Below are 18,961 nucleotides of genomic sequence, written 5' to 3'. Positions count from 1 at the left end.
AAACCAACTATGAAACAACTATGGGCTCCATGGCGCATTGAGTACATTCTTGGCCCCAAGCCAGACTCCTGCGTGTTCTGCCTCCCCGATCATACGGCGGATGACGAGCAGCGCCTGGTACTGCACAGAGGCCGTATGGCCTTTGTCATCATGAACAAATTCCCGTATAATAACGGGCATATCATGGTGTGCCCATATCGGCACGTTATGCTGCTGGCAGACCTCAAGCCGGAAGAAACCCATGAAATCATGGATCTTTTACAGCAGTGCACGGTAATCTTAAAGCAGCACTTTAACTGTGAAGGCATCAATATCGGCCTGAACCAGGGGCAGGCAGCGGGCGCGGGCATTCGCGAACACCTGCACTTTCACCTGGTGCCGCGCTGGACGGGCGACTCTTCATTCATGGCAGTGTTTGACGAAGTGCGCACCATGCCCGAACACTTGAGCCGCACCTATGCGGCAATGAAACCGTATTTCACGAATGGCGCGGCCAATGGCAAGCAAGACCGCGCCGCTTCCACGCCCGGGCAGGAAGGTTGCGGCTCGTAAGGGCTGCATGACCTTGTGGCGGGGATTGTCTTTTTCGCAGGGGGCGACAAAGACCGGCTGGAGAGCGCGATGCTGTGCCCTCTTGGGCGATGCGGCATTCTCAAAAAGCCCGTGAAGTTTTTTTGAGATAGCTTTATTTAGCCTGAGGAGTATGTCTATGCGGTATATCAAAGTATTTTTGCTCGCCATTCTCTTTTTCCTCGCCCTTGTGTTCTTTTTTCAGAACCAGGGCGCGCTCTCCCAGAGCATGGTGCTCACGCTCAACCTGTTCTTTATTCCCGCCATGTCTTCCATCGCCCTGCCCTTCTATTTTCTGGTCATCGCGGCCTTCGCCTGTGGCGCCTTGATGACTCTGGGCTTTCTGGTGTGGGACAAGGTCAATCTGACCGCCCGCCTGATGAAGCAGAAATGGCAGATCAGCAGCCTTGAGCGCGAACTGGAAAAGACCAAGAAAAAGATTGGCTCAGACACAGCCCGCACGCAGTTCTTGAGCAAGAACGGCAAGGCCGACGCCCAGCCCGCGCCCGTGGCGCCCGCCGCCGCTACGGCTGTTGCCGCCGAAGAATCACTGGTTCCGGATCCTGACAAGCAGCACTAGACGTTTTGCAATCCGCTTTGTGGCGCTGTTCGGCTGAGGGTCTGGGCAGCGCCATAATTTTTTTATGGCTGCGGTAATCCGCAACCGTCACCGTCACCCCAAGAATTACTATGTCTGAAGCCCCCGTAAAACTGACCCCCATGTTTGAGCAGTACATGGGCATCAAGGCTGAACACCCCGATGCCCTGCTATTTTACCGCATGGGCGACTTTTATGAACTGTTTCTTGAAGACGCCAAGGTCGCGGCCCGCGAACTTCAGATTGCCCTCACCAGCCGAAGCAGAGATGCAGAAAACCCCATCCCCATGTGCGGCGTACCGTGGCATGCGGTGGAGGGTTACGTGGCCCAGCTCATCGACAAGGGCTACCATGTTGCCATCTGCGACCAGACAGAAGACCCGAAGGCCGCCAAGGGGCTGGTCAAGCGGGCCGTAACACGCGTTATCACGCCCGGCACCGTGCTGGAAGATGCCAACCTTGCCAGCAAGAGCCATAACTTTTTGGGGGCCCTGTGCCCTTCCACCTCCGGTGGAGCTGGCGGCCTTGCCTGGGCGGATATTTCCACGGGCCAGTGGTCTGGCGTTGAGTTCAAGCGCGAAGCCGAACTGTGGCAGTGGGCGCAAAAACTTGCCCCACGCGAACTGCTGGTGCCGGAAGGGGTCGAGCCGCCCCAACGGTGCATTCTGGAAGGCATAAGGCTTGTGCGCATGCCTGCCCCCCAGTTTGACCTCAAGCGCGCCACAGAGCGCGTTGTGGCCGCTCAGGGCGTGCGCGAAGCCGGTGCTCTGGGGCTGGAAGGCAAGCCGGAACTCATGCGGGCCTGCGGCGCGCTGCTGGTCTATCTGAGCCAGACGCAGATGCGCAACCCCGACCACCTCATGCCCTTTGCGCCGCTTGATCTTGGCCGCCGCCTGCTCATTGACGATGTGACCGAGCGTAACCTTGAAATTTTTTGCCGCCTCAATGGCCGCAAGGGCAAAGGCACCCTGCGTCATGTGCTGGACGACACCATGACTCCCATGGGCGGCAGGCTGCTTGAAGACATGCTGCGCCACCCCTGGCGCGAGCTTGGGCCCATCACCCGCGTTCAGGACGCTGTGGCGTTTTTTCATGCGGACGATGCCCGCCGCGCCGCACTGCGCGAAGCTTTGAAAAATGTCTACGACCTGGAGCGGCTCTCCACGCGCATCAGCCTGAATCAGGGCGCGCCGCGCGATTTTATTGCCCTGCGCAACAGCCTTGCGGCCCTGCCGGACGTGTACGCCGCCCTGCAAGGGGCTGGCGATGCTTTTGCGGCAGCTCCTGCCACAGCTTTTGGCGCGCCCGGTGCTCCGGACAACATGCCCAAGAGCGTTGCCGATGTGGTCAAGTCCTGGGACAACATGCAAGACTGCGCGGCCCTGCTGCAAAGCGCCCTGGTGGACAGCCCCCCTGCGGTCATTACCGAAGGCGGCCTGTTTAAAACCGGCTATAATGCGGAACTTGACCGCCTGCTTGATCTGGCGGAACACGGCGAACAGAAGCTCCAGAACATGCTGGCCGAAGAACAGGAAAAAACAGGCATCAGCAAGCTCAAGCTGGGCTTTAACCGTGTGTTCGGCTATTACTACGAGCTTACGCGCGCGGCCCACAGCGGACCCGCGCCCTTCCATTTTATTCGCCGCCAGAGCCTTGCCAATGCCGAGCGCTTCACCACTGTGGAGCTGAAAGATCTTGAAGAAGAGCTTCTGTCTGCCGCAGACAAGCGCAAGACGCTGGAATACTCGCTGTTTCAGGATCTGCGTACCCACATGGCCGCCCAGCGCGAACGCATCATTCACGCGGCGGATATGGTCGCCCAGCTCGACTACTGGCAGAGCCTCGCGCAAGTGGGCCGCACCAACAACTGGTGCAGGCCGGAACTTGACGCGGAGGCCAATCTGGACATCCGCGAGGGGCGGCACCCTGTAGTTGAAGCCATGCTTGGCCGCGCCAATTTTGTGCCCAACGATTTTCGCCTTGATGCCGGACGCCGCCTGTGCCTGCTCACAGGCCCAAACATGGCCGGTAAATCCACTGTACTGCGGCAAGTTGCCATCATCAGCCTGCTGGCGCAGATGGGTTCCATGGTTCCTGCCAGCGCTGCCCGCCTTGGGCTGGTAGACCGCCTGTTTTCGCGCGTTGGCGCATCAGACAACCTTGCGCAGGGCCAGAGCACCTTTATGGTGGAAATGATGGAAACAGCCCGCATTCTGCGTCAGGCCACCCGCCGCAGCCTTGTGATCCTTGACGAAATTGGCCGGGGCACCAGCACCTATGACGGCGTGGCTCTGGCCTGGGCCGTGGTGGAAGACCTTGCTAAACGGGCTGGCGGCGACCTGCGCACCCTCTTTGCCACCCACTACCATGAGCTGACCGCACTGGAAGGCCGCATTGCGGGCGTGTTCACCATGAACATCGCCATCCGCGAATACAACAACGATATTCTCTTTCTGCACAAGCTTGTTCCCGGCCCTTCAGACCGCAGCTACGGCGTGGAGGTGGCCCGCCTTGCAGGTGTGCCCGGCCCCGTGGTGCAGCGGGCCAGAGCCATCTTGCAGGGGCTTGAGCGCGGGCGCGACAGCGCCAGAAAAACTGTGGTTTCTGCGGTGTCCCTGCCGGGCCTGAACCTGCCTGAACCAGCAAAAAAAGAGCCGGAACTGCCGGAAATTGCCGCTGCGCCGCCGCGCTCGGAACACCCGCTTGTTCTGCTGCTGCGCGAGCTGAATCCTGACGAGCTCAGCCCGCTGGACGCCCTGCGGCTGCTCATGGAATGGAAAAAACTGTGGAGCGACAGCCCGGAATCTGCCCCGCAAGCAGACGCCCTGCCGCCGGACGGGGATGCCCATGAGTGACGCCAATCCATGGTCTGTCATCCAGCTTGTGGCGGAACGCCGCATTGAGGAAGCCCTGTCGCAAGGGGCCTTTGACAATCTGCCCGGCGCTGGCAAACCCCTTGAGATTGAAGACCTGAGCCATGTGCCGGAAGACATGCGCATGGCCTACAAGATATTGCGCAATGCGGGCTGCCTGCCGCCCGAGCTTGAGGAGCGCAAGGAACTGAACAGGCTTGTTGATCTGCTGGAGCAGTGCGAGGACGAGCAGGAACGCGTGCGCCAGATGCAGAGGGTGCGCTTTATGATCACGCGGGCCAAAATGCGCTTTCAGCGGCCCATGCAGATTGAGCAGGATGATCCCTATTATGACCGCCTGCTGGACAGACTGTCCGCCAATCCGCGCAAGGCGGGCTGACGGCGGCGACAGGTGTAACACCGAACACAGGAATCACCCGGCCAATCCACTATAATTATTTGATTTTAAACACTTATAACTTTTAGAATGGCTTGATGCGCCTTGTTATAAAAGGCACAATCTCCTTAAATCACGGGCTCAGCCCAATTCGTTCCAGGTCCTCCATAACTTTTGTTATGGAGGACTTTTTATTGTGTGATGATAGAAATAAAAAAGCATTATATATTGAACTATTACGTAGATCTAATCACTCTGGCATCAAACCTGCTTTCTCTCCCGTTATCTGTCACGCGCTGCATGTAAGGCGGTAGTGCCAAAGCACTACCGTGCAGTTCAGCCATGTATGGCTGAGCGGTCACATCATGAAACAAAATAACGAAATGGGAGATTTCATGCTGACACTGCAACTTTGTGTCATTCTGGCCTGTCTGCTGTTGGGAACACGATACGGCGGCATGGGGCTGGGCCTCATCAGCGGCATTGGTTTGTTCATTCTCTGTTTTGTCTTCCACGTGCAGCCGGGCAAACCGCCCGTCGATGTCATCCTTACCATCCTGGCCGTTATCGGTTGCGCGGCCACGCTGCAAACGGCAGGAGGGCTGGATGTGCTCATGCGGGTGGCTGAACGCATGCTCCGCAAGCATCCGGAACACATTACCCTGCTTGCTCCCATCACCACATGGTTTCTTACGTTGCTGTGCGGTACCGGCCACGTGGCGTACACCATGTTCCCCATTATCTATGACATTGCCATCAACAAGGGCATCCGCCCTGAGAGGCCTATGGCTGTCGCTTCTGTTTCGGCGCAGATCGGCATCTGCGCATCGCCCGTTTCAGTGGCTGTTGTTTCGATGGTTTCCATGCTCGGGCAAGCCCACGGTGTGGGAACTGCCATAAGCATTGTCACCTTGCTGGCCATTTCCATTCCGTCCACCTTCGTGGGCGTATTGTGCGCTGGTTTGTGGTCCATGCACCGTGGCAAAGACCTGGACAAGGATCCGGAATTTCAGAAGCGTCTGGCCGATCCTGAAACCAAGGCCTACATATACGGCGGCGGCAGCACCCTGTTGGATAAGGTATTTCCCCCGGAAGCCTTCCGCGCCGTATGGTTCTTTTTTGCCGCGATAGCCGCCGTGGTGGTGCTGGGCGCCTTTGAGGGGCTGCGTCCCTTATTCGGCCCGGCCAACAAGCTCGCGCCTCTTTCCATGAATATTGTCATTCAGATGATCATGCTCATTGCTGGCGCGTGCATCCTCATGTTCTGCAAGGTCAAGCAGCAGGCCATATCGAGCAGTGCGGTCTTCAAAGCCGGCATGGTCGCCATCTTTTCAGTTTTTGGCGTGGCCTGGATGACTGACAGCTTCTTCCATGCCCACCTTGGGTTCATCAAGACGGAACTGGCAAGCGTAGTGACGGCTTATCCTTGGACTTACGCCCTTGTGCTTGTGTTCGTCTCCAAGCTTGTGAACAGCCAGGCAGCCGCGCTGGCGGCGGTTGTTCCCCTTGGCCTCAGCCTCGGCCTTGAGCCCAAGCTGCTGCTGGCCTTCATGCCCATGTGCTACGGCTACTTTATCCTGCCCACCTATCCCAGCGATCTGGCCTGCATCAATTTTGACAGATCGGGCACCACGTGCATCGGCAAGTTCATCGTCAATCACAGTTTCATTATTCCAGGTGCCATAGGCATTACCGTGGGTACGCTCGTGAGCTACGCCCTGGTCATGACCTTCCTGTAACCACGGTACCAGACAGGTATATCAGGAGAAATTATGAGTCAGGTTTTGTACAATGCCGGTGAATCGCCGCACACCAGATCCGAATCACGGCTGGATTTTTTTCAGGCGATATCAGGCGTGCTGCTCATTGCCTTTCTTTGGGCGCATCTGCTTATGGTGGGCAGCGTTATCATAAGCCCTTCTGCCATGAATGCTCTTGGCTGGTTTCTTGAAGCCACCTACATGGCCCAGATCGGCGGCCCAATCATCTTCATGCTCATGGTGGCGCATTTTGTAATCGCCGCCCGCAAGATGCCTTTTGCAGCCGGGGAATGGAGCCTTTTCTGGAACCACGCCGTACGCCTGCGGCACAAGGACACCTGGATGTGGATTGTGCAGGTTGCCACTGCTCTGGTCATTCTGATTATGGGCAGCATCCACATGTACACCATCCTCACCCATTTGCCCATTGACGCGGCCACGAGCGCAGCGCGGGTGCGCGGCGGCTGGCTGCCGTTTTATCTGGTGCTGCTGCCTCTGGCCGAGCTGCATGTGGGCATCGGTTTTTACCGCCTTGGCGTGAAGTACGGTTTTATAACCAGAAGCACGCGCTCCCGCTGGCAGCGTGGCGAATATATGATGATGGGCGGTTTTGTGGCCATTGGCCTTATGACCCTGCTGCGCCTCTGGCTGCTGGCCGGATAGGAGGACTTACGTGCGAGTTTTTCAGACTGATCTGCTCTGCATAGGTGCCGGACTCGCCGGCGAGCGCGTTGCCGTAGAAGCGGCCCAGGCCGGATTTGACGTTATTTGTCTGTCCCTTGTTCCCCCACGCCGTTCGCATTCATCAGCGGCGCAGGGCGGCATGCAGGCGGCCCTCGGCAACTCCATCATGGGCGAGGGCGACAGCCCCGACGTGCATTTTATGGATACAGTAAAAGGTTCCGACTGGGGCTGCGACCAAGAAGTGGCCCGCATTTTTGCAGACACAGCGCCCATAGCCATGCGCGAGATGGCCTATCTTGGCGTGCCCTGGAATCGTGTGGAACCTGGCGAACATACCTATTTTAAGGGGGGCAAACCCTTTCAGGCCAAGGAAAAAGCCGAAAACGAGGGCCTCATCCATGCCCGCGCCTTTGGCGGAACAGCCAAATGGCGCACCTGCTATACCGCGGACGGTACGGGGCATTCCGTGCTCTTCACCCTGGATAACCGCCTGCTGCAACTGGGTGTGGACGTGCACGACCGCATGCAGGCCGAAGCGCTCATCCATGACGGGCAGACCTGCCAGGGCTGCGTTGCCCGGTGCCTGCGCACTGGCGAGCTGGTGGCCTATCTGGCACGCGCAACGCTTATTGCCACTGGCGGTTACGGGCGCATTTATCGCGCCACAACCAATGCCGTCATCTGTGATGGCGGAGGGCAGATAGCCGCTCTGGAAACCGGATTGGTGCCCATGGGCAACATGGAGGCCGTGCAGTTTCACCCTACGGGCACAGTGCCCACCGACATTCTTGTTACCGAAGGCTGCCGGGGTGACGGCGGAACCCTGCTTGACGTCAACGGCTATCGTTTCATGCCCGACTACGAACCGGAAAAAGCAGAGCTGGCCTCCCGCGATGTGGTTTCCCGGCGCATGACCGAGCATATGCGCAAGGGGCTTGGCGTAAAAAGCCCGTATGGGGATCACCTGTGGCTGGATATCCGCCATCTGGGTGAAAAGCACATCACCACCAATCTGCGTGAAGTGTATGAAATCGCGACCAATTTCCTTGGCGTTGATCCCATTCACCAGCCCATTCCCGTGCGCCCGACCCAGCACTACAGCATGGGCGGTGTACGCACCAACAAGGACGGAGCGGCCTATGGACTGAAAGGCCTGTACGCCGCAGGCGAGGCCGCCTGTTGGGACATGCACGGCTTTAACCGCCTGGGAGGCAACTCTTTATCCGAGACAATTGTTGCGGGCCGTGTTGTGGGCGCCAAAATTGTGGAATTTCTTCAGGGGCACGACTCCCTATTTTCCACAGCCGCCATGCGTGATGCGGAAAATCTGGTCAAAAGCCGCATAGAGGCCCTGTGCCGTGGCGGTAGTGAAAACTGCTTTACGCTGCGCAATGCAATGCAGGACGTCATGATGGAGCATGTGGGCATTTTCCGTAACGGCCCGGATCTGGAGGAAGGCGTGGAAAAACTCCAGGCTCTGCTTGAGCGCAGTAAAAATATCGGGCTCAACGGTTCATCCGGCAGCGCGTTCAGTCCTGAAATTTCCACCGCCCTGCGCATGCCCGGCATGATCAAACTTGCGCTGTGCACTGCCTATGGAGCGCTCATGCGCACCGAAAGCCGTGGAGCGCACACGCGGGAAGACTTCCCCGAGCGCAATGACCAGCAGTGGCTCAACCGCACTCTGGCGCACTGGAAAGAAGGCGACACCTTGCCGACACTCAGCTACGAATCGGCAACTCCGTGGTATGAAATTCCACCGGGTGAACGCGGTTACGGCGGTGGCAAAATCATTGCCGCCGAGATTTCTCCCAGCATGATCAAGAAGCAAGGAGCATAGGCATGGCACGCACCCTTCATCTGGAAATATTCCGGCATAATCCCTCTGACCCGGAATCAAAACCGCGCATGCAGCACTTTGAGCTGGAAGAAACCGCGAGCATGACGCTTTTTCTGGTGCTTTCGCAGATCCGCGAAACCATGGACGCAACGCTCCAGTTTGATTTCTGCTGCCGGGCGGGCATCTGCGGCTCATGCGCCATGGTTATTAACGGTCGGCCTGGTCTTGCCTGCCACACGCGCACTTCCGATCTGCCGGATCACATCAGCCTGCACCCCCTGCCGGTGTTCAAACTGCTGGGCGACCTTTCTGTGGACACGGGCACATGGTTCAGACAGGTAGGGCAAAAAATCGAGTCCTGGGTTCATACCAGCAAACCTTTTGAGCCTTATGCCCCGGAAGAGCGCATGACCAACACGCTTGCCAATGAAATCTTTGAGCTTGACCGCTGCGTTGAATGCGGCTGCTGCGTGGCGGCATGCGGTACGGCCCTTATGCGCAACGACTTCATTGGGGCTACAAGTATCAACCGTCTGGCGCGGTTTTATATAGACCCACGTGATGAACGCACAAGCGATAGCTTTTATGAACTGATCGGTGATGATTCCGGCGTGTTTGGTTGCATGGGCCTGCTGGCCTGCGAAGATGTCTGCCCCAAGAAAATACCGCTTCAGGATCAGCTGGGCATCATGCGGCGCATGGCCACACTGGAATCCGTACGCGGCATTTTGCCCAGCGCAATCCGCAAAAAGTTTCTGGGCTGCAAAGAAAGTTGCATCTGCTGAAATTGCATCTGTTATGAAAACTGTTGAAATGCACCATTGGAGGCCAGGAACAAAACTATTGCCTGTTTTGTCGTAGCCCTCACAGAAGGGGGCAAGCCATACTGCCCCCTTCTGTAAAATGGCTTTTTTCAGCGGCTATGCGCGTTGTTCCACACTGCGCGCATGCGGAGATTTGTATTCTGCGCCATGCATGCAACATAAAATATATGTTAATGAGTTGACGCTTTAAAAAAAACACGGCAGGAATAACCATGGTTGCACTATTGGTACGCACTCTTCTGGCGCTCCTGCTTCTTTCTGCTGCTGTTTCAAACACCGCAGCAGTGGAATATAGTGAAAATGATACATCCGCAGAGCCCCCTGGGGTTCTGCGCTCCTTGCTTGTTGGCGGTGACCGTGACTACCCGCCCTATGAATTCCTCGACAAAAGCGGCAAACCTGCCGGATTCAATGTTGACCTGACCCGTGCTGTCGCAGAAACAATGGGTATGCAGGTTGAGTTTCGCCTCGGCGGTTGGTCTTCTGAACTGGCAGCTCTCAAACGGGGAGATCTGGACATGCTTCAGGGGATGACCTCTTCCGAAGATCGTTCCAGATATTTGGATTTCGTACCGCATACCATTGTCAACCATGCCATCTTTGCGCGCAGGGACACGCCTCCGGTTTCTTCACTTGATGAGCTTGAGGGAAAAAAGGTTATAGTCCATCGAGCTGGCTACATGAATGAAGTGCTGGCCTCCAAAGGGTTTGCACAGGATCTGATTCTTACAGACACCCCTGCCGACGGGCTGCGTCTGTTGGCCTCTGGCCAGGGCGAATATGCCGTAGTGGCTGTTTTGCCTGGCAATTACATTATCCGGGAGAACAAACTGCACAACCTTTACGTTGTGGTCAGTTCTGTGGCGTCAGTGCGCTATGGATACGCAGCGCTCAAGGGCAATGAAATGCTCATGTCCCGTCTGAGCGAAGGATTGGCCATCCTGCGGGAAACCGGACGCTATCAGGCTATTCACGACAAATGGCTGGGAGTGCTGGAGACCGGGAAAGTTCGCTGGGAAACAGTGGCCCTGTACGCCGGGGCGATTATTGTGCCCCTGCTGATAGTGCTTGGCGGCGTGGTGCTGTGGACGCATATTCTGCGCAAACAGGTGGCGCAACGTACCCGCTCGCTGAGCATGGCGCTTGATGAACTTTCGCGTAACCAGCGCCAGCTGGTGCAGGCCGATAAAATGGCGGCATTGGGCATACTTGTGTCTGGTGTTGCCCATGAAATCAATAACCCCAATGGGCTGATTCTTCTTAATATTCCAATTCTTCGCCGAGTATTGGCCGATGTGACGCGCATGCTTGATGAGCTGCGTGAGCGCGAAGGATTATTTACACTGGGCGGCATTTCTTATGAGCGCATGCGCAGCGAACTGCCCATGATGCTCGACGAAATGCAGGAAGGCGCGTTGCGGATAAAGCGCATTGTTAATGATCTTAAAGATTTCGCACGGCGTGAAGAAGGTGTGGGAAAGTCACTCATCGACATAAACGATGCCTCGCGCAAGGCCGTGCGCCTTGTTGAATCCACCATCCGCAAGCACACCGACCATTTTTCCGCCAATTATGAGGACGATTTGCCCTTTGTGTGGGGCAGCTCGCAGCGCATAGAACAGGTTGTGGTCAATCTGGTGCTCAATGCCTGCCAGGCCCTACCGGACAAGTCGCGGGCGATTGTCATAACCACGCATTACGACCCGGAAAAGGCTGTTGTTGATTTGTGCGTGCGGGATGAGGGAACAGGCATCAACCCTGAACAGCTGCAGCATCTGACTGACCCATTTTTTACCACCAAGCGTGAAACCGGGGGCACAGGGCTGGGGCTGTCCGTCTCTGCGGGAATTCTGAAAGAACACGGCGGTACGCTGACTTTTGAATCATGCCCCGGGTGCTGGACAAAAGCATCACTGACAATTCCTGTGGCCAAGGAGAACTGCGACCAATGAACTCCGCCCTTAATCCGGATTTCGGTATTCTCATAGTGGATGACGAACCCGCCTGGTTGCGGGCCCTTTCGCTGACGCTGGAGTCATCGGCAGGCATCACAAATGTCTTTTTGTGTGATGACAGCCGCAAGGCCTTGTCGCTGTTAAGCAAGGGCAACATTGGCCTCGTGATTCTTGACCTGACCATGCCCCATATTTCCGGCGAGGAGATTTTGGCCTCCATTGCCGAGCAGTTTCCTGAAACTGCCTGCATCATCATCAGCGGGGTCAGCCAGCTGGACACTGCCGTGCGCTGCATGAAGCTTGGAGCGTTTGACTACTACATCAAGACCGATGAGGAAGACCGCATTGTGGGCGGCGTGCAGCGCGCCATACGGATGCTGGAACTGCGCAGGGAAAATCTTGAAGTAAAAAACAGGCTCGTAGCGGGAGGGGCACAGCACCCTGAAGCCTTTGCCTCCATTATCACCCGTTCATGGGCAATGCACGGCGTTTTCGCCTACATTGAAGCTGTCGCCAAAAGTCCCCAGCCCCTGCTTGTGACTGGTGAATCCGGCGTCGGGAAGGAAAACCTGGTTGCGGCGGCCCATGCCATCAGCGGGCGTGACGGGCCATTGGTGGCTGTTAATGTTGCCGGGCTTGATGATGCCGTTTTTGCGGATACGCTTTTTGGGCATGTACGCGGCGCATACACAGGAGCGGCTACACCGCGCAAAGGCATGATAGAAGAGGCCGCCGGGGGTACGCTCTTCCTTGACGAAATAGGCGATCTTTCCCTGTCCTCGCAGGTTAAGCTTCTGCGGCTGCTTCAGGAAGGCGAATATTATCCCTTGGGCGCAGACCAGCCTAAACGTCTGCACGCCCGCATCATTGTGGCCACGCACCGTGATTTGGCTGTAGACGAGGCAGAGGGACGTTTTCGGCGCGATCTGTACTTTCGCCTGCGCACCCACCATGTGCATATTCCGCCACTGCGCGAACGCGCTGAAGACATCGGCCTTTTGATGCGGCATTTTCTTGCCGAAGCAGCCAGAACCATGGGCAAAACTGCGCCTGACATTCCTTCAGGTCTGGAAGAATATCTGTCGGCATATGCCTTCCCCGGAAATGTACGCGAGCTGCGGGCCATGATTTATGATGCGGTGAGCCTTAGCAACGGCCCGGAATTGTCTACCATCGGCATTCAGGCCATTGTCGGTTCCAACTCTTCACACTTGGCATCCCTTGAGGCCACAGGTAATCCCTTTGCCGTGTGCGAGCATTTGCCCAGCCTTGCCGAGGCGGACAAGCTGCTGATTTCTGAAGCAATGCTCAGGGCAGGAGGAAATCAGACAATGGCCGCTCGCTTATTGGGCATCTCTCAGCCTGCCCTTTCCAAAAGGCTCAAATCATCCCGGGAAGTTGCTGACCAGAGCTGACAATCTGCAGTTTTCTGGCAACGTGCCATATAACTTTTAGAATGCTCCAATGCAGCTTGTTATAAAAGACACAAGTAAGCGGGGCTGCGGGTTCTCTCTTACTGTTCCATCTCCGCCATAACTTATGTTATGGCGGAGATTTTTTTATAGGGGTTGGATGTTTTAAAAAGCATTATATTTACTATAGTTATATAAAAATAAAAAGATGGCATCAAACATGCTTTTCCACATTATCAATCTTGCGCTGCTAATGGCGGTAATGCAAAGGCGCTTTTGCTTCATCCGCCCTGCATGACTGGGATGTTGCTCGGCCTCGGCGAGCAACAAAAACAATGGAACGGGAAAAAGCATCGGCGAGTTCAACAGGAATCCTGATTCCCCAAGGTGTTTATGCGTACTCGTGCAGCTACCTTTTGCTGATAACCTCTTTGCAACCTTAACGGAGCGCGAAAACAGTATGCGAACCATACCAAGACAAACGATAGTGGACACTGTGGCTTCCATGTGTATGGCGGCTGGTCGCTATTTGCCAGATGACGTTCTGGACGCACTGGTAAAGGCCGAAAAGGGCGAATCCCTGGAATCCGCCAGGGGAATTCTGGCGCAACTGGTGGACAATGCGGCCCTCTCCTCCAAAACAGGTTTGCCCCTCTGCCAGGACTGCGGCCTTGGTGTGTTTTTTGTTGAAGCAGGGGAAGACGTGCGTGTGGAGGGCGGCACCCTGCGCGAAGCAATCAACGCGGGCATGGTACAGGGATACAAGGACGGATTTTTGCGCAAATCCACGTGCGACCCCTTTACCCGCCAGAATGTGGGCGACAACTCCCCTGCCATTATCCATTTTGACCTTGTTCCCGGCGACAAGATCAAGATCACCATGATGGCCAAGGGGGGCGGCTCCGAGAACATGTCGCGCGTCATCATGCTGGCTCCGGCGCAAGGGTGGAAAGGCATTCGCGAATTTGTCATCCGGCGCGTTGCGGAATCTGGTTCCAATCCGTGTCCGCCTATTCTGGTGGGCGTGGGCATTGGCGGCAACTTTGAGCTGGCCGCCATCAACGCCAAAAAAGCTCTCATGCGAGAAGTGGATGATGTTCACCCTGATCCCAAGGTCGCCGAAATGGAAGCCGATTTGCTGCAATCCATAAACCGCCTGGGCATCGGCCCCATGGGGCTTGGCGGCGATACCACTTGCCTTGGGGTCAAAATATCTGTCGTTCCCTGTCATCTGGCCAGCCTGCCTCTTGCCGTAAACATTCAGTGCCACAGCTCTCGCCACAAGGAGGTTACGCTCTAATGTCCGAACATTATTTGACCACACCGCTTTCTGATGAAGCTGTGGAGCAGCTGTGTATTGGCGATACCGTGTATTTGACAGGCATCATCTATACGGGGCGTGATGCCGCCCACAAGCGCCTTGTGGAGGCTCTGGACGCGGGGAACCCCCTGCCCTTCGACCCCAAGGGCGCAGTTATCTATTATGTTGGGCCGTCTCCGGCCATTCCCGGTTATGCCATCGGCGCAGCAGGGCCAACCACCAGCTACCGCATGGATTCCTACGCGCCGCGTCTGATGGAACAAGGGCTCAAGGGAATGATCGGCAAAGGCATGCGCTCGGCCGATGTGAAAAAATCCATGGTCGAGCACAAGGCCGTGTATCTGGGCGCAACGGGCGGAGCGGGCGCGCTGCTGAGTGTGCGCATCAAGGAAGCCAGGGTTATCGCCTATGAAGACCTGGGGCCTGAAGCCATTCGTGAACTTGTGGTGGAAAATTTCCCGGTCATTGTCATAAATGATTGTCGCGGCGGAGACCAGTACGCAGTTCCAAAACTGGAAGACGCGCTGGGACAAGCCTAAAATGACGTTGCATTAATACTGCAACATGCCGGAGATATTTTGCGGCATCGATGGATTCGTCTGTCGATGCCGCTCCAGTGGCCCACTAATACCCATGCAGACCTTTGACCTGCCTGTTGAGATAAAAAGGCTTGAACCGCTGTCGGCTGCGTGAAAGGAGAGCCTCTAACGCTGCCGATCAATACCGCTCTGATGCCCATCCCCCCAGGCGGGTTGAAAGGAAGCTGCGCACCTTAGCCACTTTTTGTTCTGCATGCCCTGTTGACCCGCAGGAAACCTGCTCCGAACGATTGTTATAGTCCCCAAGCTGTTGGCTCACGAGTAAAATATCTGAACAGCGATGGCACGGTATCAGCCGCCATAGAACACGTGTTTTTACGGCATAGATCAACACCTTTGCCAGACAGTTCGCAAGAATTTGAATCAATTCTGATCGTTGCACCATTCTGAATCCCGCATGCATTGAAGCAATCCCGCCTTTCACACGTCCTGGCGGGCTGCCGTTTTGTACACACAACAACAAAGCAAATCATAACAATATATTGGTATATATTTCCAACCCATACCAACCCCCGCTACAGAAAACAGCCGATAACCGTAACCGTATTTTCATATATAAATATTCAGCCACAAATTTTTTATTTGCATTGGTTATCAATAAGTTTCAGATACCTGTAACAAACCGAGTAGCCAACTAATATTTGCTTATCGTTGCATCTATTATCGACTACTAGTATACACCCGCGATGCAAAAAATAGCTGTATGCCTCACGGTGCTTCTGTTGCTCATGCAGAATGCTTATGCCGCCGCGCCCATGCCGTCTTTTTCGCCTGATCGAGCTACGGAGTTACACGATCAGCGTCTGCGAGAATTGGAAGATAACCAGCGCCGCAGGATGCTTCTTACCCCGCCCACAGAGCAGCCAGAGCCAATCCATCCACCAGCGCTTAAGGAAACAGGCCCATGCGTACCCATCAAGACGATCAGTGTTGAAGGGGCCACCCTGCTCTCCTCGCGTCAGGTGCGGACGATCACGCAGGCTCACGAGGGGCAATGCCTTACGCTTGGCGGCATCAACACGGTGCTGCAAGAACTCACCAACGCCTAACCAACAAAATGTCAAGCTGGTCGTCGGGGAAAAGCTGACCACGGTTTCCGGCCAGATCGCCAGCGTTGCTGGCGGCAACCTGACAGGCAAGGATGTTGACATGCATGTAAGCCGCAACCTGAACGTTTCCAGTGTGCAGAATTCCAGCTCGTTCAACAGCAGCTTCAACGTGGGCGCTGAGGCAACAGTGGCTATGGGGCAAATGTCCAAGTGAAACAGGGTGCAAACCTTGGTCAACAAACAAAAAGATTGGCAAGATGCATACAATCTTTTCAAGGAAGGCACCCTGCACAATGTTTCACCGGGCGCATTTTCCTATAGTCATAGAGAAACGACCCAAACCGCCTATGCCACCATTGGCAATGGGGAAATTACTGTGCGCAATAATCCCGGTCAGTCGCTGGACGGCTTGAACCGTGACCCTAATAATGCCATGCGCACAGAAACAACTTCAAAAACAAACCTGACTCTGGAGCCAGCTTTCAGCTATGTGGACAAAGTTCTCAATCCGGATCTATCCGCCAACATACTAAATTCGCTGCATGAAGTTGCGACCAACCCGAGCGGTTTTTTTCAGCGGATATTCTCGGGCTTGACAGGTGGCGATAAAAAGAAGGACGAGGCCAAGGGCAACGGTGGGGCAGACAGCAACGCGCCAGAAAACAATAAGTCAAAGGCTGCGGAACAAGCATGGCGGGATCTTCGTAATGATCCTTGGGGCTTTATCCAAAACGCTTGGAATGATATGTTTTCCTCACCCCCTAAAAACAAATAATAAGGCACCAGAGTTGTCTGCTGTCTGTTGTCTCAACACGGAAAAGTGAGAACTTCCATGCACAAAAACATTGCACTCTTCTGCCTGTTCGCCTTGCTCTGCGCCTGTGGGCCGACGCCAGATAGAAACCAGAGCGGCCTTTTGGGGGAGTATCCAGAAAACTATGACGATGGAAAGGGCTCCTGGCTTTGGATGCCAAAACATATGCACGCCCGCCAAGGCATGTACGCGTATGTTGTGCAGAAGTACATGAATTACTGTAGAAATGGAGACTATAATGGAGGAAAATTTGAGTCAGATGAAGTGTATAAAGAACTCCCTGACGGTGGACGTGTGTATGCATACTACTACTACTACACAGATGATTTTGATATTGGTGTCAATGCACCAGCATTCAATTTAAAACCAAAACAAATAAAGGTTAAATATTATACTGTAATGAACTTTATAGTTAACAAAGATGGAATAATTACAAAATGTAAATATATGCAATTTAATTAAAAAATGACCAGACGTTTGCCAATGTTTTCTTTTCGAGGCGAATATCAGCAGTTCAATTTGAGCCAGTATACTTTCCCTCAATCATTTTTTTCTGGGATGCATGTGCTCAGCATGCGCGTGCATGGGGTGGGCGCAATGCACATTGGCAGGCAGTAACGACGATTCGCAAAGCTCCAGAAGCCAACGGCTGCGGAACAGGCTTTTGCGTGCATGGGCTGACCTCTTTGCATTTGTGCAAAATGTGAGGGCGCAGGCGGGCATATTGGTAATAATGGCCCCAAAGCAGTACTCTGAACGATCTGCCTCTTTCAAGCTGATAGCTGAAAAGTGAGAACTTCCATGCACAAAAACATTGCACTCTTCTGCCTGTTCGCCTTGCTCTGCGCCTGCGGCCCATTGCCGGATACTAGCCAAAGCGGTCTATTTGGCCGCTATCCAGAAAATTATGATAACGGGAAAGGTTTCACGCTCTGGATGCCTGAGAACATGAATGCCCGCCAAGGCATGTACGCATTCGTTGTGCAGAAGTACATAAATTATTGTGTAAATGGCGACTATAATGGAGGAAAATTTAAGTCAGATGAAGTGTATAAAGAACTTCCAGACGGTGGCCGCGTGTATGCTTACTACTACTACACAGAAGATCATGATGTTGGAGTCAATGCGCCAGCATTCAATCTAAAACCAACACAAATAAAGGTTAAATACTATACAGTAATGAACTTTATAGTAAATACCGATGGCATAATAACGCAGTGTAAATACAAGAGATTCCAATAAATAATTGACCAAACAATTGTAAGAAATTGCCAATATGAACGAACAACAGCAGTTCAATTTAAGCTCGCATGCTTTCCCTTAATCATTTTTTTCTGGGCAAGCTGAAACGGGCCAAATGCGTGTATGGGGTGGGCGCAATGCACATTGGCAGGCAGTAACGACGATTCGCAAAGCTCCAGAAGCCAACGGCTGCGGAACAGGCTTTTGTGAGCGCGGGCTGACCTCTTTGCATTTGTGCAAAATGTGAACGCGCAGGCGGGCATGTTGGTAATAATGGCCCCAAAGCAGTACTCTGAACGATCTGCCTCTTTCAAGCTGATAGCTGAAAAGTGAGAACTTCCATGTACAAAAATATTATACTCTTCTGCCTGTTCGCTCTGCTCTGTGCCTGTGGCCCATTGCCGGATACTAGCCAGAGCGGCCTGTTTGGGCGCTATCCGGAAGACTATACTGATGGAAAAGGCTCCTCGCTCTGGATGCCTGAAAATATGAACGCTCGGCAAGGCATGTATGCCTTTGTTGTGCAGAAATATATGAACTATTGTGCCAACGGCGACTATAATGGAGGTAAGTTTAAGTCAGATGAAGTGTATAAAGAACTCCCTGACGGTGGCCGGGTTTATGCGTACTACTACTACTACACGGAAGACAGAGATGTTGGTGTCGATGCACCAGCATTCAATCTAAAACCAACACAAATAAAGGTTAAATATTATACTGTAATGAACTTTATAGTTAATAAAGATGGCATAATCACAAAATGTAAATACATGCAATTTTTTTAAAAAGCAGCAATTTATTTGCGGATAATCATCTGTTGAGGCGAATAACAGCGGTGCAATTTAAGTTCGCATGTTTTTCCTCAATCATTTTTTTCTGGACTGCATGTGCTCAGCATGCGCGTGTATGAGGTGGGCGCAATGCACATTGGCAGGCAGCAACGACGATCTGCAAAGCTCCAGATGCCAACGGCGGTGGAACAGGCTTTTGTGGGCATGGGCTGACCTCTTTGCATTTGTGCAAAATGTGAGCTGAGCCCCCCCT

The 18,961-nt window shown here is 54.3% G+C and carries 18 protein-coding genes; all 18 read left to right on the top strand.

Annotation, left to right across the window (positions count from 1 at the left end; genetic code table 11):
• The first annotated feature begins 9 nt into the window (after window positions 1-9).
• The 18 genes from VEZ52_RS02065 (at window position 10) to VEZ52_RS01980 (ending at window position 18,702) form a co-directional block, all read left to right on the top strand.
• Window positions 10-552, top strand: a complete 543-nt coding sequence (locus tag VEZ52_RS02065) for an HIT domain-containing protein (RefSeq protein WP_324835326.1) — start codon at window positions 10-12, stop codon at window positions 550-552.
• Between the two features lie 157 nt (window positions 553-709).
• Window positions 710-1,150: a LapA family protein gene (locus tag VEZ52_RS02060; protein ID WP_324835325.1), complete on the top strand. Its 441-nt coding sequence runs from the start codon at window positions 710-712 to the stop codon at window positions 1,148-1,150.
• A gap of 110 nt (window positions 1,151-1,260) precedes the next feature.
• Entirely contained in the window at window positions 1,261-4,023 is a 2,763-nt protein-coding gene (gene mutS / locus VEZ52_RS02055; protein WP_324835324.1) for a DNA mismatch repair protein MutS, read from the top strand.
• Window positions 4,016-4,420, top strand: a complete 405-nt coding sequence (locus VEZ52_RS02050; RefSeq protein ID WP_324835323.1) for a DnaJ family domain-containing protein — start codon at window positions 4,016-4,018, stop codon at window positions 4,418-4,420. Before mutS ends, VEZ52_RS02050 begins: the two co-directional genes overlap by 8 nt.
• Window positions 4,421-4,812: 392 nt before the next feature.
• A complete protein-coding gene (locus VEZ52_RS02045) occupies window positions 4,813-6,156 on the top strand; it encodes an anaerobic C4-dicarboxylate transporter (protein WP_324835322.1) in 1,344 nt (447 codons plus the stop codon).
• A gap of 33 nt (window positions 6,157-6,189) precedes the next feature.
• Window positions 6,190-6,840 carry a succinate dehydrogenase/fumarate reductase cytochrome b subunit gene (locus tag VEZ52_RS02040; protein ID WP_324835321.1) on the top strand — a complete coding sequence of 217 codons (651 nt, stop codon included), beginning with the start codon at window positions 6,190-6,192 and terminating at the stop codon, window positions 6,838-6,840.
• A 10-nt stretch (window positions 6,841-6,850) separates the two neighbouring features.
• The gene (locus VEZ52_RS02035; RefSeq protein ID WP_324835320.1) at window positions 6,851-8,701 is read left to right on the top strand and encodes a fumarate reductase flavoprotein subunit; all 1,851 of its coding nucleotides are present in this window, start codon (window positions 6,851-6,853) and stop codon (window positions 8,699-8,701) included.
• A gap of 2 nt (window positions 8,702-8,703) precedes the next feature.
• On the top strand, window positions 8,704-9,486 hold the full coding sequence (locus VEZ52_RS02030) for a fumarate reductase iron-sulfur subunit (protein ID WP_324835319.1): 783 nt from the start codon (window positions 8,704-8,706) through the stop codon (window positions 9,484-9,486).
• A 251-nt stretch (window positions 9,487-9,737) separates the two neighbouring features.
• The gene (locus VEZ52_RS02025; RefSeq protein WP_324835318.1) at window positions 9,738-11,477 is read left to right on the top strand and encodes a transporter substrate-binding domain-containing protein; all 1,740 of its coding nucleotides are present in this window, start codon (window positions 9,738-9,740) and stop codon (window positions 11,475-11,477) included.
• Window positions 11,474-12,895: a sigma-54 dependent transcriptional regulator gene (locus VEZ52_RS02020; RefSeq protein ID WP_324835317.1), complete on the top strand. Its 1,422-nt coding sequence runs from the start codon at window positions 11,474-11,476 to the stop codon at window positions 12,893-12,895. Before VEZ52_RS02025 ends, VEZ52_RS02020 begins: the two co-directional genes overlap by 4 nt.
• A gap of 457 nt (window positions 12,896-13,352) precedes the next feature.
• Complete coding sequence (locus tag VEZ52_RS02015; RefSeq protein WP_324835316.1) at window positions 13,353-14,192, top strand: fumarate hydratase; 840 nt, start codon at window positions 13,353-13,355, stop codon at window positions 14,190-14,192.
• Window positions 14,192-14,752, top strand: a complete 561-nt coding sequence (locus VEZ52_RS02010; RefSeq protein WP_324835315.1) for a Fe-S-containing hydro-lyase — start codon at window positions 14,192-14,194, stop codon at window positions 14,750-14,752. Before VEZ52_RS02015 ends, VEZ52_RS02010 begins: the two co-directional genes overlap by 1 nt.
• A gap of 746 nt (window positions 14,753-15,498) precedes the next feature.
• On the top strand, window positions 15,499-15,861 hold the full coding sequence (locus tag VEZ52_RS02005) for a POTRA domain-containing protein (RefSeq protein WP_324835314.1): 363 nt from the start codon (window positions 15,499-15,501) through the stop codon (window positions 15,859-15,861).
• Window positions 15,743-16,075, top strand: coding sequence for a hemagglutinin repeat-containing protein (locus VEZ52_RS02000; protein WP_324835333.1), 333 nt, complete (start codon window positions 15,743-15,745; stop codon window positions 16,073-16,075). The genes VEZ52_RS02005 and VEZ52_RS02000 overlap by 119 nt, the downstream gene beginning before the upstream one ends.
• A 15-nt stretch (window positions 16,076-16,090) precedes the next feature.
• Window positions 16,091-16,636 (top strand): hypothetical protein, encoded by a 546-nt coding sequence (locus VEZ52_RS01995; RefSeq protein WP_324835313.1) that lies wholly within the window; start codon window positions 16,091-16,093, stop codon window positions 16,634-16,636.
• Window positions 16,637-16,693: 57 nt separating this feature from the next.
• On the top strand, window positions 16,694-17,137 hold the full coding sequence (locus VEZ52_RS01990; RefSeq protein WP_324835311.1) for a hypothetical protein: 444 nt from the start codon (window positions 16,694-16,696) through the stop codon (window positions 17,135-17,137).
• A 339-nt stretch (window positions 17,138-17,476) separates the two neighbouring features.
• Window positions 17,477-17,917, top strand: coding sequence for a hypothetical protein (locus VEZ52_RS01985; RefSeq protein WP_324835310.1), 441 nt, complete (start codon window positions 17,477-17,479; stop codon window positions 17,915-17,917).
• Between the two features lie 341 nt (window positions 17,918-18,258).
• Window positions 18,259-18,702 carry a hypothetical protein gene (locus tag VEZ52_RS01980; protein WP_324835309.1) on the top strand — a complete coding sequence of 148 codons (444 nt, stop codon included), beginning with the start codon at window positions 18,259-18,261 and terminating at the stop codon, window positions 18,700-18,702.
• Window positions 18,703-18,961 lie beyond the last annotated feature (259 nt).

This window comes from Desulfovibrio sp. (genome assembly GCF_035644575.1).
Taxonomy (GTDB): domain Bacteria; phylum Desulfobacterota; class Desulfovibrionia; order Desulfovibrionales; family Desulfovibrionaceae; genus Desulfovibrio.
The sequence above is the reverse complement of the archived record's forward strand: the minus strand, read 5'-3'. Positions and strand labels throughout refer to the sequence as shown.

Coding starts and splice junctions, on each gene's coding strand:
- VEZ52_RS02065 (WP_324835326.1), top strand. CDS start 10: ATGAAACAACTATGGGCTCCATGGCGCATTGAGTACATTCTTGGCCCC.
- VEZ52_RS02060 (WP_324835325.1), top strand. CDS start 710: ATGCGGTATATCAAAGTATTTTTGCTCGCCATTCTCTTTTTCCTCGCC.
- mutS (WP_324835324.1), top strand. CDS start 1,261: ATGTCTGAAGCCCCCGTAAAACTGACCCCCATGTTTGAGCAGTACATG.
- VEZ52_RS02050 (WP_324835323.1), top strand. CDS start 4,016: ATGAGTGACGCCAATCCATGGTCTGTCATCCAGCTTGTGGCGGAACGC.
- VEZ52_RS02045 (WP_324835322.1), top strand. CDS start 4,813: ATGCTGACACTGCAACTTTGTGTCATTCTGGCCTGTCTGCTGTTGGGA.
- VEZ52_RS02040 (WP_324835321.1), top strand. CDS start 6,190: ATGAGTCAGGTTTTGTACAATGCCGGTGAATCGCCGCACACCAGATCC.
- VEZ52_RS02030 (WP_324835319.1), top strand. CDS start 8,704: ATGGCACGCACCCTTCATCTGGAAATATTCCGGCATAATCCCTCTGAC.
- VEZ52_RS02025 (WP_324835318.1), top strand. CDS start 9,738: ATGGTTGCACTATTGGTACGCACTCTTCTGGCGCTCCTGCTTCTTTCT.
- VEZ52_RS02020 (WP_324835317.1), top strand. CDS start 11,474: ATGAACTCCGCCCTTAATCCGGATTTCGGTATTCTCATAGTGGATGAC.
- VEZ52_RS02015 (WP_324835316.1), top strand. CDS start 13,353: ATGCGAACCATACCAAGACAAACGATAGTGGACACTGTGGCTTCCATG.
- VEZ52_RS02010 (WP_324835315.1), top strand. CDS start 14,192: ATGTCCGAACATTATTTGACCACACCGCTTTCTGATGAAGCTGTGGAG.
- VEZ52_RS02005 (WP_324835314.1), top strand. CDS start 15,499: ATGCAAAAAATAGCTGTATGCCTCACGGTGCTTCTGTTGCTCATGCAG.
- VEZ52_RS01990 (WP_324835311.1), top strand. CDS start 16,694: ATGCACAAAAACATTGCACTCTTCTGCCTGTTCGCCTTGCTCTGCGCC.
- VEZ52_RS01985 (WP_324835310.1), top strand. CDS start 17,477: ATGCACAAAAACATTGCACTCTTCTGCCTGTTCGCCTTGCTCTGCGCC.
- VEZ52_RS01980 (WP_324835309.1), top strand. CDS start 18,259: ATGTACAAAAATATTATACTCTTCTGCCTGTTCGCTCTGCTCTGTGCC.